This window comes from Sphingomonas sp. BL-S-29 (assembly GCF_055521495.1).
Genome location: NZ_CM145482.1, coordinates 810,763 through 824,922 on the forward strand (window position 1 = coordinate 810,763; position 14,160 = coordinate 824,922).

At 65.2% G+C, this 14,160-nt stretch carries 16 protein-coding genes; 4 read left to right on the forward strand and 12 right to left on the reverse strand.

The window, feature by feature from the left end; translation table 11 throughout:
- Positions 1–16: 16 nt before the first annotated feature.
- Complete coding sequence (gene folK / locus ACZ1I2_RS03910) at positions 17–502, reverse strand: 2-amino-4-hydroxy-6-hydroxymethyldihydropteridine diphosphokinase (RefSeq protein ID WP_465175071.1); 486 nt, start codon at positions 500–502, stop codon at positions 17–19.
- A 23-nt stretch (positions 503–525) separates the two neighbouring features.
- Here folK and ACZ1I2_RS03915 point away from each other — a divergent pair, with 23 nt between their 5' ends.
- Positions 526–1,182 (forward strand): uracil-DNA glycosylase, encoded by a 657-nt coding sequence (locus tag ACZ1I2_RS03915; protein WP_465175070.1) that lies wholly within the window; start codon positions 526–528, stop codon positions 1,180–1,182.
- A 120-nt stretch (positions 1,183–1,302) separates the two neighbouring features.
- Here the strand turns inward: ACZ1I2_RS03915 and ACZ1I2_RS03920 are convergent, their stop codons facing one another.
- Positions 1,303–1,590: a hypothetical protein gene (locus tag ACZ1I2_RS03920; protein WP_465181578.1), complete on the reverse strand. Its 288-nt coding sequence runs from the start codon at positions 1,588–1,590 to the stop codon at positions 1,303–1,305.
- A 95-nt stretch (positions 1,591–1,685) separates the two neighbouring features.
- Between ACZ1I2_RS03920 and ACZ1I2_RS03925 the strand changes: the two genes are divergently transcribed.
- A complete protein-coding gene (locus ACZ1I2_RS03925; RefSeq protein ID WP_465175069.1) occupies positions 1,686–1,949 on the forward strand; it encodes a hypothetical protein in 264 nt (87 codons plus the stop codon).
- Between the two features lie 202 nt (positions 1,950–2,151).
- Here the strand turns inward: ACZ1I2_RS03925 and aguB are convergent, their stop codons facing one another.
- The 3 genes from aguB to ACZ1I2_RS03940 all read right to left on the reverse strand — a co-directional run bounded on the left by aguB (position 2,152) and on the right by ACZ1I2_RS03940 (position 5,780).
- Positions 2,152–3,000 (reverse strand): N-carbamoylputrescine amidase, encoded by an 849-nt coding sequence (gene aguB / locus ACZ1I2_RS03930; protein WP_465175068.1) that lies wholly within the window; start codon positions 2,998–3,000, stop codon positions 2,152–2,154.
- Positions 3,001–3,183: 183 nt separating this feature from the next.
- On the reverse strand, positions 3,184–4,155 hold the full coding sequence (locus ACZ1I2_RS03935) for an agmatine deiminase family protein (protein WP_465175067.1): 972 nt from the start codon (positions 4,153–4,155) through the stop codon (positions 3,184–3,186).
- On the reverse strand, positions 4,152–5,780 hold the full coding sequence (locus ACZ1I2_RS03940) for a M28 family peptidase (protein ID WP_465175066.1): 1,629 nt from the start codon (positions 5,778–5,780) through the stop codon (positions 4,152–4,154). The genes ACZ1I2_RS03935 and ACZ1I2_RS03940 overlap by 4 nt, the downstream gene beginning before the upstream one ends.
- Positions 5,781–5,883: 103 nt before the next feature.
- Between ACZ1I2_RS03940 and ACZ1I2_RS03945 the strand changes: the two genes are divergently transcribed.
- Positions 5,884–7,911: an alpha/beta hydrolase family protein gene (locus ACZ1I2_RS03945; protein WP_465175065.1), complete on the forward strand. Its 2,028-nt coding sequence runs from the start codon at positions 5,884–5,886 to the stop codon at positions 7,909–7,911.
- 206 nt (positions 7,912–8,117) lie between these two features.
- On the opposite strand, the gene rpsD is transcribed toward ACZ1I2_RS03945, so the two are convergent.
- Together rpsD and ACZ1I2_RS03955 are read right to left on the reverse strand one after the other, a co-directional pair.
- On the reverse strand, positions 8,118–8,732 hold the full coding sequence (gene rpsD, locus ACZ1I2_RS03950) for a 30S ribosomal protein S4 (protein ID WP_372857725.1): 615 nt from the start codon (positions 8,730–8,732) through the stop codon (positions 8,118–8,120).
- Between the two features lie 201 nt (positions 8,733–8,933).
- Positions 8,934–9,182 carry a hypothetical protein gene (locus ACZ1I2_RS03955; RefSeq protein ID WP_465170936.1) on the reverse strand — a complete coding sequence of 83 codons (249 nt, stop codon included), beginning with the start codon at positions 9,180–9,182 and terminating at the stop codon, positions 8,934–8,936.
- 198 nt (positions 9,183–9,380) lie between these two features.
- Between ACZ1I2_RS03955 and ACZ1I2_RS03960 the strand changes: the two genes are divergently transcribed.
- A complete protein-coding gene (locus tag ACZ1I2_RS03960) occupies positions 9,381–9,692 on the forward strand; it encodes a chorismate mutase (RefSeq protein WP_465175064.1) in 312 nt (103 codons plus the stop codon).
- Here ACZ1I2_RS03960 and ACZ1I2_RS03965 read toward each other — a convergent pair.
- The 5 genes from ACZ1I2_RS03965 to rpiB all read right to left on the reverse strand — a co-directional run bounded on the left by ACZ1I2_RS03965 (position 9,689) and on the right by rpiB (position 14,137).
- Complete coding sequence (locus ACZ1I2_RS03965; protein WP_465175063.1) at positions 9,689–10,645, reverse strand: TauD/TfdA family dioxygenase; 957 nt, start codon at positions 10,643–10,645, stop codon at positions 9,689–9,691. The two genes, ACZ1I2_RS03960 and ACZ1I2_RS03965, sit on opposite strands and share 4 nt — an antisense overlap.
- A gap of 89 nt (positions 10,646–10,734) precedes the next feature.
- The gene (locus ACZ1I2_RS03970) at positions 10,735–11,823 is read right to left on the reverse strand and encodes a TrmH family RNA methyltransferase (protein WP_465175062.1); all 1,089 of its coding nucleotides are present in this window, start codon (positions 11,821–11,823) and stop codon (positions 10,735–10,737) included.
- An 85-nt stretch (positions 11,824–11,908) separates the two neighbouring features.
- Positions 11,909–12,370 (reverse strand): transcriptional regulator NrdR, encoded by a 462-nt coding sequence (gene nrdR / locus ACZ1I2_RS03975; protein WP_465170932.1) that lies wholly within the window; start codon positions 12,368–12,370, stop codon positions 11,909–11,911.
- Between the two features lies 1 nt (position 12,371).
- Positions 12,372–13,688: a serine hydroxymethyltransferase gene (glyA, locus tag ACZ1I2_RS03980; protein WP_465170931.1), complete on the reverse strand. Its 1,317-nt coding sequence runs from the start codon at positions 13,686–13,688 to the stop codon at positions 12,372–12,374.
- On the reverse strand, positions 13,685–14,137 hold the full coding sequence (gene rpiB / locus ACZ1I2_RS03985) for a ribose 5-phosphate isomerase B (RefSeq protein ID WP_465175061.1): 453 nt from the start codon (positions 14,135–14,137) through the stop codon (positions 13,685–13,687). The genes glyA and rpiB overlap by 4 nt, the downstream gene beginning before the upstream one ends.
- Between the last annotated feature and the right edge of the window lie 23 nt (positions 14,138–14,160).

The following is a 14,160-nucleotide window of genomic DNA, read 5'->3' on the forward strand; positions in this document are numbered from 1 at the left end:
CGACCAGGGACGCGCGTTACGAGCGGCGCGGGCGGCGGTCAACCGCGCGTGAACGCGCCGCGAGCTGGCGCACCGTCAGCCCGGTTGCCGGATCGCGCCAGGCGGGGACCAAAGCGGCGAGCGGATCGAGCACGAAGCGACGCTGGCGAAAGGCGCGGTGCGGCACCGTCAGCGCGGCATCGGACCAGACGCCGCCCGACCACAGGATGATGTCGAGATCGATCACCCGGGCGCCCCAGCGCCGGCCCGGGCGGCGGCCGAAAGCGCGTTCGATGGTTTTCAGCCGGGCAAGTAGTTCTGGCGGCGATTCGGCCGAATCGAGGATCAGCGCGGCATTGGCGAAGCGGCGCGACGAGGGGCCGAGCGGGGGCGTGGCGAAGAAGCGCGACACCGCGGTGACCGACCCGAGCGCGGCGATCGCGGCGCGCAGTTCCGCCTCGGGCGGGCCGTGGCGGCCCGGGCGGTTCGATCCGATCGCGATGGCATATCTTGTTATCGGCACGCGGACGTGCGTAGCGCGATGCGATGTCCGCCCCAAGCCCGATCCCCGATACCGAGCCCTCGCACGATTGCCCGCTCTGCCCGCGCCTCGCGGCGTATCGCGAGACGGTCCGGGCCGAGCAGCCCGACTGGTGGAATGCGCCTGTACCGGCCTGGGGCGATCCCGGGGCGTGGCTGGTGATCGTCGGGCTCGCGCCGGGCAAGCAGGGTGCGAACCGTACCGGGCGGCCCTTTACCGGGGACGGATCGGGGGCGCTGCTGTTCGGGGCGCTCGCCAGATATGGGCTCGCCAGCGGCGATTATGAGGGCACGCCCGAGGATTCGCTGAAGCTGAACGGCGCGATGATCCTGAACGCGGTCAAATGCCTGCCGCCGCAGAACAAGCCAGTGCCCGAGGAAATCCGCACCTGCCGGCATTTCCTGGAAGGCCAGGTCGCGGCCTTGCCCAAGGCGCGCGTCTTCGTGGCGCTGGGGCAGGTCGCGCATCAGTCGGCCGTGAAGATCCTGGGGGGCAAGCTGCCGAAATGCCGCTTCGCGCATCTCGCCGAGCACCGCGTGCCCGACGGGCGACTGCTGATCGATAGCTATCATTGCTCGCGCTACAATCAGAATACCGGCCGGCTGACCGACGAGATGTTCGACGCCGTGTTCGCCCGGGCGCTGGAGCTGAAGCCGGCCTGAGTCGACCCTCCATTTTCGCCGTTCGTTTCGAGCGAAGTCGAGAAACCTGCTCCCTCGTCGACCGGTGTCTCGACTTCGCTCGACACGAACGGAAAGAAGCGGACTCGTTTCGATGGAAATCTAGATCGCCAGCACCAGCACCGCGACGACCAGGGTGACGATGCCGAGCAGGAAGGTGCGGTCGGCCCAGCCCTCCCAGCGATCGAGCTCGAGCGGGGAGCGGATCGACAGATAGGACAGGCCGCAGCTCATGCTGAAGCAGACCGCGCTGAGCCAGGCGACTTCGTCGGCCAGCGATTTCTGCGCCTGGTTGGTGATGTGCAGGCCGGCGATGATGAGCAGGGTGATGCCCAGCAGGTTCGACGCGGCGTTCAGGATGTGCGTGGTCTTCTGCATGGGCGCGGCCATGGGCGCTCCAATGTGAACTCAGCCGAAACGGCGTGGATTGCGGGTGAAATCGCGCCTTTCCATGATAGGATGGATAATCATCGAGGAGAGTCGCCATGCGTATCGTTGCGATCCTTGCCCTGCCGGTCATGATGGCCGCCGCGCCGGCGCCTGACCCGGCTCCGGAGTCGGGCGGCGTCAAGCCCGTCTGCCAGAACAGCGCTGTCCAGAAGGTCGAGCAGCGCAAAGTGCCGGTCCGCCCGCACAAGCTGACGGCCGAGCCGCCCGCGAAGCAGGTGCTGACCGTGCTTCGGACGGTGGATGGCTGTTCGCAGCCGGTGGTGATCCGCGAGGACGAGGGCGAGGCGCCGCGGCCTTAGGGCGGCGTGACCCTGATCTCACTCGGCGACAACATATACGCTTCCCCGGCGAAGGCCGGGGTCCAGTTGGGGGACCTTTGAAAGGGTCGCTCCGGCCGTTTCCTTCTGTTTCCCCACTGGGCCCCGGCCTCCGCCGGGGAAGAAGAAAAATATAATCACCCAAGCGTTTCGGTGTGACGGCTACTTCGACGGAAGCCCGCCCCTAGATATCCTGCGTCAGCCGCCCGTACAGTTCTGGCCGGCGATCGCGGAAGAAGCCGAAGGCGGCGCGGTGGCGCTTGATCCGGTCGAGGTCGAGCGTCGCGACCAGCACGCCGGTGTCCTCCGCGCCGAACTCCGCGATCAGGTCGCCGCGCTCGTCGGTGATGAAGCTGTGGCCGTAGAAATGCTGGCCATGTTCAGTGCCGATGCGGTTGGCGGCGACCACCGGCACGACGTTCGACACGGCATGGCCGACCATCGCGCGGCGCCATAGCCGGCTGGTGTCGAGATCGGCGTCGTGCGGCTCGCTGCCGATTGCGGTCGGGTAGAACAGGACTTCCGCGCCCATCAGCATCATCGCGCGTGCGGTCTCGGGATACCATTGGTCCCAGCACACCCCGACGCCGAGCGTCGCGGACGGGCCGGGCCAGACCTTGAAGCCGGTATTGCCGGGTCGGAAATAGAATTTCTCTTCATAGCCCGGGCCGTCGGGGATGTGGCTCTTGCGGTAGACGCCCATCAGCCCGCCATCGGGGCCGACCATCGCCAGGCTGTTGTAATGGTGCGGCCCGTCCGCCTCGAAGAAGCTGGTCGGGATGGTCACGCCCAGCTCGGCCGCGAGGCTTTGCATGGCGAGCACTGCCTTGTGCTCGCCGACCGGCCTGGCATTGGCGAACAGGCCCTCGTCCTCGACCCGGCAGAAATATTCGCCCTCGAACAGCTCGGGCGGCAGGATGACCTGCGCGCCCTTCGCCGCGGCCTCGCGGACCAGCTCGGAGACATGGGCGATATTCGCGTCGATATCGCTCGAAAAGGCGAGCTGGAGTGCGGCAACGGTGATGTCGGTCATGCGGGGCCTTTAGAGCATTTTTCGAATGAGGTTGATCCACCCTCTCCGTTCGCCCTGAGCTTGTCGAAGGGCTGCTCTTTCTTCTGGGGAAGAGAAGAGCAAGGCTTCGACAAGCTCAGCCCGAACGGGGAGGGATGATTCCAGCGAGCCGAGGTCGGCTTTAGCGCGTTTCGCGCGGCAAGTTTAGGCCGGAATCTGCTGGCTGATGCAGTGGAAGCTGCCCCCGCCGGTGAGAATCGCGTCCGCCCGCAGGCCGACGACATGCCGGTCGGGGAACAGCGCCTGGATCGCCGCCACGGCCAGCGCATCGTTCGCCGCGCCATATTGCGGGACGACCACGGCGGCGTTGCCGATATAGAAGTTCATATAGCTGGCCGGAATGATCTCCTCGTCGCGCAGCACGCGGCCGGGCGAGGGCAGGCGCACGATCTCGACATCGTGGCGTGCCGCGTCGCGCGCCGCATGCTGATAGACCAGCCAGTTGGGGTCGTCCTCGGCGGGCTCGGGAAGGGCGAGCCGGCCCGGCGCGACGAAGCGCGCGAGATTGTCGACATGGCCGTCGGTATGGTCGTGCAGCAACCCGTCGCCGAGCCAGATCACCCGGGAATAGCCGAGATCCGCGGCAAGCCGTGCCTCGATCTCGGCTCGGGACAGATCGGGGTTGCGGTTCGGGTTGAGCAGGCATTGCGCGGTGGTGACGACCAGCCCGGTGCCGTCGCCGTCGATCGCGCCGCCTTCGAGGATCCAGTCGCAGCGGTCGGTCGGAATCCGGCGCTCCGCGGCGAGGCGCAGGCCGATATCGTCGTCGCCGGGCAGGTCGTATTTGCCGCCCCAGCCGTTGAAACGGAAATCGCGCGCACGACCGTCGCCGGTGACGATCGCGGCGGTGTCGCGCAGCCAGATGTCGCCGAACGGCTCGACCACCACCTGCGCCGCGTCGCCGGCCAGCGCCCGGGCGGCATCGGCCGCTTCCTCATCGGCGGCGACGAGCAGCACGCGCTCGCCCTTGCCCTCGGCATGGACGGCGCGCGCAAAGGCGGCGACTTCCTCGCGCGCGGGTTCGAGATCGTCCTCCCACAGATCGGGATGGCTCGGAAAACCGATCCAGACGGCCTTGTGCGGCGCCCATTCGGCGGGTGGGGTAAGGGTGTTCACTTTGCCTCCGCGCGACTCTTGTCCCGAACCGCGCGGAATTCGGCGGTCGGATACCAGTTAGGCCATGATGCGCCGTCCGCAAGGGTGCGGCCCATGGTGTAATAGAGCTTCACGTCCTGCAGCGCGGCGCCCCAGTCCCAGGCGGGGTCATATTCGTCCTGCGGCTTGTGATAGCGGTTGGTGTTGTAATCGTCCGCTGCGGCCTTGCCCGCCGCGGGTCCGCCGATGACCAGATCCTCGCCCGCGCTGCCGTCGAGCATCGGCACGCCGAGCTTGGCGAAGCTGAAATGGTCGGACCGATAATAATAGCCGCGCTCGGGCGAGGGTTCGGGCGCGATGCGCCGGCCCTGCGCCGCGACCATCGGCCTGACCATGTCCTCCAGCTCCGACTTGCCCGCGCCGGTGATGACGAAGTCCTTCGCCTCAGGGTAGATCTTCAGCGCGTCCATATTGACCCCGCCGACCGTCTTGCCGAGCGGATAGACCGGGTTTTCGGCATAGAATTTGGAGCCGAGCAGGCCCGATTCCTCAGCGGTGACGGCGAGGAACACCTGGGAGCGCTTCGCTGGACCCGCCTTGCTGTTGGCCTCGGCCATGGCGACCAGGGCGGCGACACCCGAGGCATTGTCGACCGCCCCGTTGCAGATGTCGTCGCCCTTGACCGCGTCGCAGCGGCCGAGATGATCCCAATGCGCCGAATAGAGCACGACCTCGTCGGGCCGCGCGGTGCCGGGCAATATGCCGATGACGTTCTTCGAGGCCTGGCGCCGGATCGTGTTGGCGAAGCTGACATTCGCCTTCACGCCGAGCGGCACGGCCTTGAAGCCCTTGACCTTCGCGGCGGCGGAGAGCGCGACGAAATCCTTGCCGGCGCTGGCGAACAGTGCCTCGGCCGCCGGCTTCTGGATCCAGCCGATCGCTTTCGACTGGTCCATATGGTCGCCGGGCGTATCCTGCTGAAGCTGCGGGCCGGTCCAGCTCGACTGGACGACGCCCCAGCCATAAGCGGCAGGCTCGGTATCGTGGACGATGATCGCGGCGGCGGCGCCCTGGCGGGCTGCTTCCTCGAACTTGTAGGTCCAGCGGCCATAATAGGTCATCGCGCGACCGCCGAAATCGCCGTCGAGCGTCATGGTCTGCCAGTCGGGGTCGTTGACCAGGATGACGACCGTCTTCCCCTTCACGTCGAGTCCGGCATAGTCGTTCCAGCCGCGCTCGGGCGCGTTGATGCCGTAGCCGACGAACACGACCTCGCTGCCCTTCACCTCCGCTTTGGGCACGACCTGATAGGTCGCGATGACCATGTCGGTGCGATAGGCGAGGCTGACCGGCGTCTTGCCCCCGGTGAAGCTGAGCGGTGAGACGTTCTGGCCGGTGATCTCGACCAGCGGCACGTCCTGGAACCAGCTGCCCTTGTTGCCTGGCTTCAGGCCCGCGGCCTTGAAGCGCTCGACGATATAGGCGGTGGTCTTGTCCTCGGCCGGTGTGGCGGGCGCACGACCCTCGAAATCGTCGGACGACAGCGTCTTGGTCACGTCCTTCAGCGTCTGTAGCGGGATTTCGGGCGAATCGGGCGCCGCGGCAGTGAGGATGAAGGCGGCGGACAGCAGGAGAAGGGCGCGCATCTTGGTTCCTTGCAGGCCTTGGGACGGGCGGCGTTCTGGCAGCGCGCCGGGACCGGCGCAAGCGGTGGGGGATAGAACCAAAATGGAGGGAACCCGTGTTTGCTTGAGCCTGCGGCCTGGCTATTGTTTCGATAACATCTTGAATTCGGGGGCGGCATTGAAAAAGTGGATATTGGCGGGGGCGATGGCCTCCGCGTCGGTCGTGCAGCCGGCGGCCGCCGCAAGCGATGCGGCGATGAAGTTCGGCGCGCGGGACTCCATCGAAAGCATCAGCCTTTCGCCGGACGGTACCATGATTGCAATGATCCAGCCCGGCCCGGGCCGATCTGCTCTATTGTACGTCGTCAATCTGGTCGGCACGCCGCAAATGAAGCCGATCCTGGCTTCCAAGGGCGATCCCGAACGTTTGATGTGGTGCGCGTGGCCGAGCAATACGCGGCTGATCTGCAATTTCTTCGTCATCGAGAAGGTGAGCGGCAAGCCCATGCCCTATACCAGACTGGTGACGCTGAAGCCCGACGGATCCGATATGAAGCCGTTAAGTGCGCGCGGCACCTCTAATTCGCTGGGCGTCGCGTTGGGCGGCGGGGGCATCGTCGACTGGCTCGGCGACGACAGCGGTGCCGTGTTAATGTCGCGAAACTTCGTGCCGGAGCAGACCGTGGGCACGATCATGGCGAGTTCAAAGCAGGGGTACGGGGTCGAGCGGGTCGATACCACCAGCCTCGCGCGTAAGACGGTGGAGCAGCCGAAGAGCAGCGCGTTCGACTATATTTCCGACGGGCACGGCATTGTTCGCGTGATGGGCATCCAGCCGGAAACCAGTACCGGTTATGATGGCAAAAGACTCGTCTACACATATCGAAAGAAAGGCAGCCGGGACTGGCTGCCGCTCGGCACCTCGGAGATAACGAGTTCCGGTACGACAGGCTTCACGCCTTACGCCGTCGATTCCGATCTCGACGTGGTCTACGGCGCCGCGAACGAGACTGGGCGCACCGCCATCTACAAGATCGCGCTGGATGGCAGCCTGAAACGCGAATTGGTCTATGAGCGGCCCGATGTCGATGTCGATCAGCTCGTACAGATCGGTCGTCAGCACCGCGTCGTCGGTATCTCCTACAGCGACGAGAAGCCGAGGACGGCGTTCTTCGATCCCGCTCTGAAGGCTCTTTCGGCATCGCTGTCCAAGGCCCTCCCCGGCAAGCCATTGATCAGCTTCGTCGATGCGAGCGCGGACGAGAAGAAGCTGCTGTTGTGGGCGGGAAGCGATTCCGACCCGGGTCGCTTCTACCTGTTCGACAAGACGACGAAAGGTTTGACGGAGATCATGGCCGTCCGCCCGCAACTTGCAAAGACGCCACTTGCCGAGATGAAGGCGGTGAAGTTCCCCGCGGCGGACGGGACGATGATTCCCGCATATCTTACGCTCCCGCCCGGAAGCGACGGCAAGAACCTTCCTGCGATCGTGATGCCGCACGGCGGTCCCGAAGCGCGTGATGAATGGGCATTTTCCTGGTTGCCGCAGTTTTTTGCCAATCGCGGCTATGCAGTGCTGCAACCCAATTATCGCGGCTCGACCGGCTATGGCGATGCCTGGATGAAGGAGAATGCAATCAGGTCGTGGAAAACCGCGATTGGAGACGTCGATGACGGCGGCCGATGGTTGCTGAAGGAAGGAATTGCCGCTGCCGACAAGATCGCGATCGTTGGCTGGTCCTATGGCGGGTACGCTGCGTTACAATCGGGCGTGCTTGACCCGGGCCTGTTCAAGGCGATTGCGGCCGTTGCTCCCGTGACCGATTTCACTGTCATGCTGGAACGCAGCAAGGACTATTCCGACTACAAGCTGACTCAGCTTCGGTTCGGTTCCGGGCCGCATCTCGTCCAGGGCTCGCCCGCGCGAAACGCGGATCGTATCAAAGTGCCGGTTCTGATGTTCCACGGCGACCTGGATCTGAACGTCCCGATCGAGCAGTCGCGACTGATGGAGTCGCGGTTGAAAAACGCGGGCGCCAACGTCCAGCTCGTCGAATATGATGGCCTCGATCACCAACTCGTCGACGACAAGGTGCGCGCTGAGATGCTCGACAAGATCGACATTTTCCTGCGCGCCAATCTTCATCTTTGAACGCGTTGACGGGCATGGTTCGGTCGCCTTCAGCCTATGAGGAACGGAGGAAAGGCGCCCGATCATGCCTTCGATTTTTCGAAGCCGGATTGGGCGCCCACAAAGATTCGGACGTTGCCGGCGCTTGTCTGATGAAATTCTGACGGAACGAAAAAGGGCGGCCCCTTGCGGGACCGCCCTTTGTCTTTTGCCGGAAGACCGATCGATCAGCGCGAGTAGAACTCGACGACCAGGTTCGGCTCCATCTTCACCGGATAGGGCACTTCGTCCAGCGTCGGCACGCGGGTGAAGGTCACCTTGGCGGTGCCGTCCGGCGCGACGTAATCGGGGATGTCGCGCTCGGCGAGGCTCTGCGCTTCCATCACCAGCGCCATTTCCTGCGCCTTGGAACCCAGCGTGATCTCCATGCCCGGGAACACGCGGCGCGACGCGATGTTGCACTTCACGCCGTTGACCTTGATGTGGCCGTGGCTGACGAGCTGGCGCGCGGCGAACACGGTCGGCGCGAACTTGGCGCGGTACACGATCATGTCGAGGCGCTGCTCGAGCAGGCCGATCAGGTTCTGGCCGGTGTCACCCTTCATGCGGGCGGCCTCATGGTAGCATGCCCGGAACTGCTTCTCGGTCACGTCGCCATAATAGCCCTTGAGCTTCTGCTTGGCGCGCAGCTGGATGCCGAAATCGGAAACCTTGCCCTTGCGGCGCTGGCCGTGCTGGCCGGGACCGTATTCGCGCTTGTTCACCGGGGACTTCGGACGACCCCAGATGTTCTCGCCCATACGGCGATCGAGCTTGTACTTGGCGCTGGAGCGCTTCGACATGTATATTACCTTTGCAAGTGCCAACAACAAGACCGGCACCCGAAGGCGCCGATCGATATCCGGTCATCGCTCTGCCCCATGATTCGGAATCGAGGATTCGAGAATCAGGCAGGGCCGCCGCTTCACCGGAGTGCGGGGCCTTTTGCGAAGGGGCGGCCTCTTGCAGAAAGAGTCGCCGCGGTCAACCTTATAACGCCCGCGTCAAAGCGGGCCGGTGCCCATGCCGACACGACGATCGGTGAACCTGCGCGCCGCATCGGCATTCGCCTCGTCGATGCTCTTCCATTCCGCCTTGGTGTGGCACTGGCGCTTGCCGCCGAGGATCGAGCCGGTGGTTTCGGTGCGGCGGCAGATCTTCTTGTCGGGATCGGCGGGCTTGTCGTCCTTGGCGAATGCCGGAGTGGACGAGAGCATGAGACAGCTTAGCGCCAGGGTGGCAAAGAGACGCATGGTAGACTTTCCTCAGGAGACACAATCGAGTCGCAATTCGCCGCAGTGCAGCGTTGCCGGAGAGGTAGCTTTAACTAGGCTTACTCGCAAGACCCCAGAAAAGGGCGATTTAGTGACAGAATAGTTGGTTCCAGAACGGCCATTTAGTGAGGGGCGCTGCAGCGCTGGACACCTGCCCCAGTGGCGTTATCAGGCCATATGACCGAGACGATCCTGCCAGGCGCCGATTGTTCCAATATGGTCGAGGTGCGCGCCGGCGTCGACCAGGTCGACCTTGAGCTGATCGCCCTGTTCGCGCGCCGTTTCGCCTATATGGACGCGGCGGCCCGCATCAAGACCGAACGCGGCGCGGTGCGCGACGAGGTCCGCAAGGCGCGGGTGATCGCCAACGCCCGCGCCGCGGCCGAAGCGGCGGGCCTGCCCGGCACCGTGATCGCCGATCTGTGGGACCGGCTGGTCGAGGCCTCGATCGCGTATGAGATGGCGGCGTTCGACCGACGGAAAGATTAGCTGGAAGGTCGCGGGGGCCAGAATCCGCCCTGACGCCATGGCGGGTTCGGCGGGGCCTCCGGATCGGGCAGGGCGAAGTTGAGATAGCCGAAATAGGAGGCGATCAGCCGCCCGTCGCGCGGCACCACCGCCGTCCGTCCATGCAGGAAGCGCGTATTGTCCAGCATCAGGATATCGCCGCGGCGCCATGCCACCGCCGCGGTAATCTCCTCGCCCATGTCGCGGACGAGATGAGTCCAGGCGGGCGGGACGAGCGTGCCGTCGTCGAACAGCGGAAAATCCCAGCGATCGATGCTGTAGCGCGCGAACAGCAGGAAATTGCCAAAGGCCAGTCGATCGGTGAACATCGGCTTGTGCAGGAAGGGGCGGCTGAAGCTGCGCCGGATCTGGTCGCCGTCTAGCCGGAACGTGAAGGGGCAGCGCGCGGGCGGATTGGCCAGTTGCGCATTGGATGGTTCCGTCGTGCCGAACCAGGTGATCAGCTCGTCCTGTGTCGTATGTCGCGTGTAGCGCAGCCGCCGCGCGGCCATCTCTGCGCGCAGCGCAGACGGCAGCCGCTCGACCAGCGCACTACCGTCACAGACCGTCGTCGCGCCCATCCGCCGCGGCGGGTGGAGGCAGGCGAAGAAACACACGTCCGGCTTCCACGGCTCGCGCGACAATTCGGGGTGGAGCGGGAACGCCGCGGTGCCCAGGCTGACTGACTGGATATTGCGCGCATCGTCGAGCAATTGCCGGCCGCGGCTTTCGTTGAAGACCGAGCCAGAGCAGAACTGCGCGGTGAAACGACCAAAAACGTCGAGGTCAGTGGTGAAGCCGCGCAGCAGCAGCGCGCCATGATGCTTGTAGGCTTGGATGATCGTGTCGGTCGGAATCTCGAGCGGGCTCTTCTCGCCCTTGGCCCGGATGGTGAGATAAGGGGTGGCCGCATCGGGCGGAATCAGGTCGGCCATCGGCGGGCGTCGCGCTCTTGTTGGGGCGATGAACATGTCCGGCATAATCGCAATCGGCGGTCCGGCATAGCCGGTGCGCTGCCCTACGTTCAGGATTGGCGCGGCGCCTTCGATCGCTTCGCGCCGGCAAGGGCCGACAGCACGCCGCGCATCGTCCGCACTTCCTGGCTCGACCAGCCTGGTTTGGTCAGCAGGGTGCGCAGCGTCCGCTTCGTCACTGGCGTGCGATCGGGCGGATAGAAGAAATGCGCTGCCTCCAGCATGGCGTCGAGTTGCAGGATCATGCCCTCCAGCTCCTCATGCTCTGCCGGTTCGGGCATTTCGGTCTCGGGCGGGGAAGCGAGCGCGATGCCCTTCGACCATTCATAAGCGACGAGGATCACTGCCTGGGCAAGGTTGAGCGACCCGAACTCGGCATTGATCGGCACGGTGATGATCGTGCGGGCAAGCGCGACGTCGTCGCTTTCGAGCCCCGACCGCTCCGGCCCGAACAGGATGGCGGTGCGCGCGGTGGAGGCATGGATCGCCGTCGCGGCTTCGTCCGGGGTGACGACGGGCTTGGTCACCCCGCGCTTGCGCACGGTGGTGGCATAGACATGAGCGCAATCGGCCACGGCATCGGCGACGCTGTCGAACACCTGCGCCTGTTCGAGCACCACATCGGCGCCCGACGCGGCCGGGCCAGCCGAGGGATTGGGCCAGCCGTCGCGCGGGGAGACGAGGCGCATCTCGGTCAGCCCGAAATTAAGCATCGCGCGCGCCGCCTTGCCGATATTCTCGCCGAGCTGTGGGCGTACGAGGACGATGACGGGCGGCGGGGCGAGGGATGGAAGCGACACTCGTGTCTTTTCCTCCCCGTTCGTCCTGAGTAGGGGCTGAGCTTGTCGAAGACCCGTATCGAGGGACTTGCGCGCGAGGACCCGGATGGCTTCCCAATCCCCGGCGATCAACGCCTCCTTCTTTGCACGCGTCCAGCCTTTGATCTGACGTTCGGCTTCGAGTGCCTCAAGGCGGGAGGGAAAATCCTGCGACCAGGCGAGAGACACCGGACGCCGATTCTGGGTATAGCCCTCGACTTCGCCGCGATCATGCTGCCCCAGGCGCTGCTCGAGATTGTCGGTATGGCCGGCATAATAGCTGCCGTCGGAGCAGCGCAGGATATAGGCGTAGAAGCTCAAAACCTGTCCTTCGATACGCGTCTTCGACTTCGCTCAGCCGCTACTCAGGACGAACGGTGGTGAGAAGGCAAGCCTTCAACCCAACTCACCCCTTGCCCACCTCGTTCACATTGCCGGCGAATTCCTCGAAGTCCCTGGCCTCGCGGAAATCCTTGTAGACGCTGGCGAAGCGGATGTACGCGACCGAATCCAGGCCCTTCAACCCCTCCATTACCATCTCGCCGATGCGTTTCGAGGGCACCTCGTTCTCGCCCTGGGTCTCGAGCTGGCGCTGGATGCCGGAGACCAGCTTCTCCAGGCGCACCGCATCGATCGGGCGCTTGCGTGCCGCGATCGAGACGGAGCGGAGCAGCTTCTCACGGTCGAACGGCTCGCGCTTGTCCTCGCTCTTGATGACATAGAGCTCGCGTAACTGGATGCGCTCGAAGGTGGTGAACCGCGCGGCGCAGCCCTCGCACTGGCGGCGCCGGCGGATCGCGGCGCCGTCTTCGGTCGGGCGGCTATCCTTTACCTGGCTGTCTTCATGGCCGCAGAACGGACACCTCAAATCACACGCCTTCCGGATAGATCGGGAAGCGCGCGCACAAGGCCAGCACGCGCTCGCGCACCGCCGCTTCGACCTGGGCGTCGCCCTGCTCGCCATTCTTGCGCAGGCCATCGAGCACATCGGCGACCATGTTGCCGATCTCGCGGAACTCGGCGGGGCCAAAGCCGCGCGTGGTGCCCGCGGGCGAGCCGACGCGGATGCCGCTGGTCTTGGTCGGCGGCAGCGGATCGTTGGGGATGCCGTTCTTGTTGCAGGTGATGCCGGCCCGCTCCAGCGCTTCGTCGGCATCCTTGCCGGTCACGCCGAGCGGGGTGAGGTCGATCAGCGCGAGATGCGTGTCGGTGCCGCCCGAGACGACTTCGGCACCGCGCTCCTTGAGCGTGGCTGCGAGGATCTTGGCGTTCTCGACGACCGCGGCGATATAGCTCTTGTATTCGGGCTGGAGCGCCTCGCCGAACGCGACGGCCTTGGCGGCGATGACGTGCATCAGCGGGCCGCCCTGCAGGCCGGGGAACACCGCCGAGTTGATCTTTTTGGCGATCGCTTCGTCATTGGTCAGCACCATGCCGCCGCGCGGCCCGCGCAGCGTCTTGTGCGTGGTGGTGGTCACGACATGCGCGTGCTCCAGCGGCGAGGGATGCAGGCCGCCCGCCACGATGCCCGCGAAATGCGCCATGTCGACCATGAAGATCGCGCCGACCTCGTCAGCGATGGCGCGGAACTTCGCGAAATCGATCTGGCGCGGATAGGCAGAGCCCCCGGCGATGATCAGCTTGGGCTTGTGCTCGCGCGCCAGCGCGGCGACCTGGTCGAAATCGATCAGGTGCGTGACCGGATCGACGCCGTAGGCGACCGCGTTGAACCATTTGCCGGACATCGCTGCCTTGGCGCCGTGCGTCAGGTGCCCGCCCGCGTCGAGGCTGAGGCCCATGATCGTCTCGCCCGGCTTGACCAGCGCCAGCATTACCGCGCCGTTCGCCTGCGCGCCCGAATGCGGCTGGACGTTGGCGAAACCGCAATCGAACAGCTTCTTGGCGCGCTCGATCGCCAGCGTCTCGACTTCGTCCGATGGTTCGCAGCCCTGATAATAGCGCTTGCCCGGATAGCCTTCGGCGTATTTGTTGGTGAAGACCGAACCCTGCGCCTGCAGCACTGCCTTGGAGACGATGTTCTCGCTGGCGATCAGCTCGATCTGGGTCTGCTCGCGCTTCAGCTCATGCTGCACGCCGCCGAACACCGCCGGATCCGCCTCGGCGAGGCCGCGGGTGAAGAAGCCGTCCGGCTGGACATCGTTGAGGCTGCGGGGATTGGTGCTCATGCGGGTTCCTTCGCGAAGCTGGGGGCGCCGAGCATCTCGACGCGCGGGGTATGCCGGCCACCGGCGAATTCGGTGGCCAGGAAAGCGGTGATACAGGCCTTGGCCATGTCCTCGCCCGTCAGCCGGGCGCCCATGGCGAGGATGTTGGCGTCGTTATGTTCGCGGCAGAGCGCCGCCGACAGTGGCTCGCCGACCAGCGCGCAGCGGGCGCCGGGATGGCGGTTGACCGCGATCGAGATGCCGATGCCCGAACCGCACAAGGCGATACCGCGCTCGGCCTTGCCCGCCGCGACATGCGCGGCAAGCGCAAAGCCATAATCGGGATAATCCACGCGCGCGTCAGAATGCGGTCCGAGATCGGCGACCTCATGACCCTGTTCCCCAAGCCACGCGACCAGCATGTCCTTCAGCGCGAAGGCGGCGTGATCGGATGCTATGGCGATGCGCATAAACGACGCGCTCCTTCTCGGCG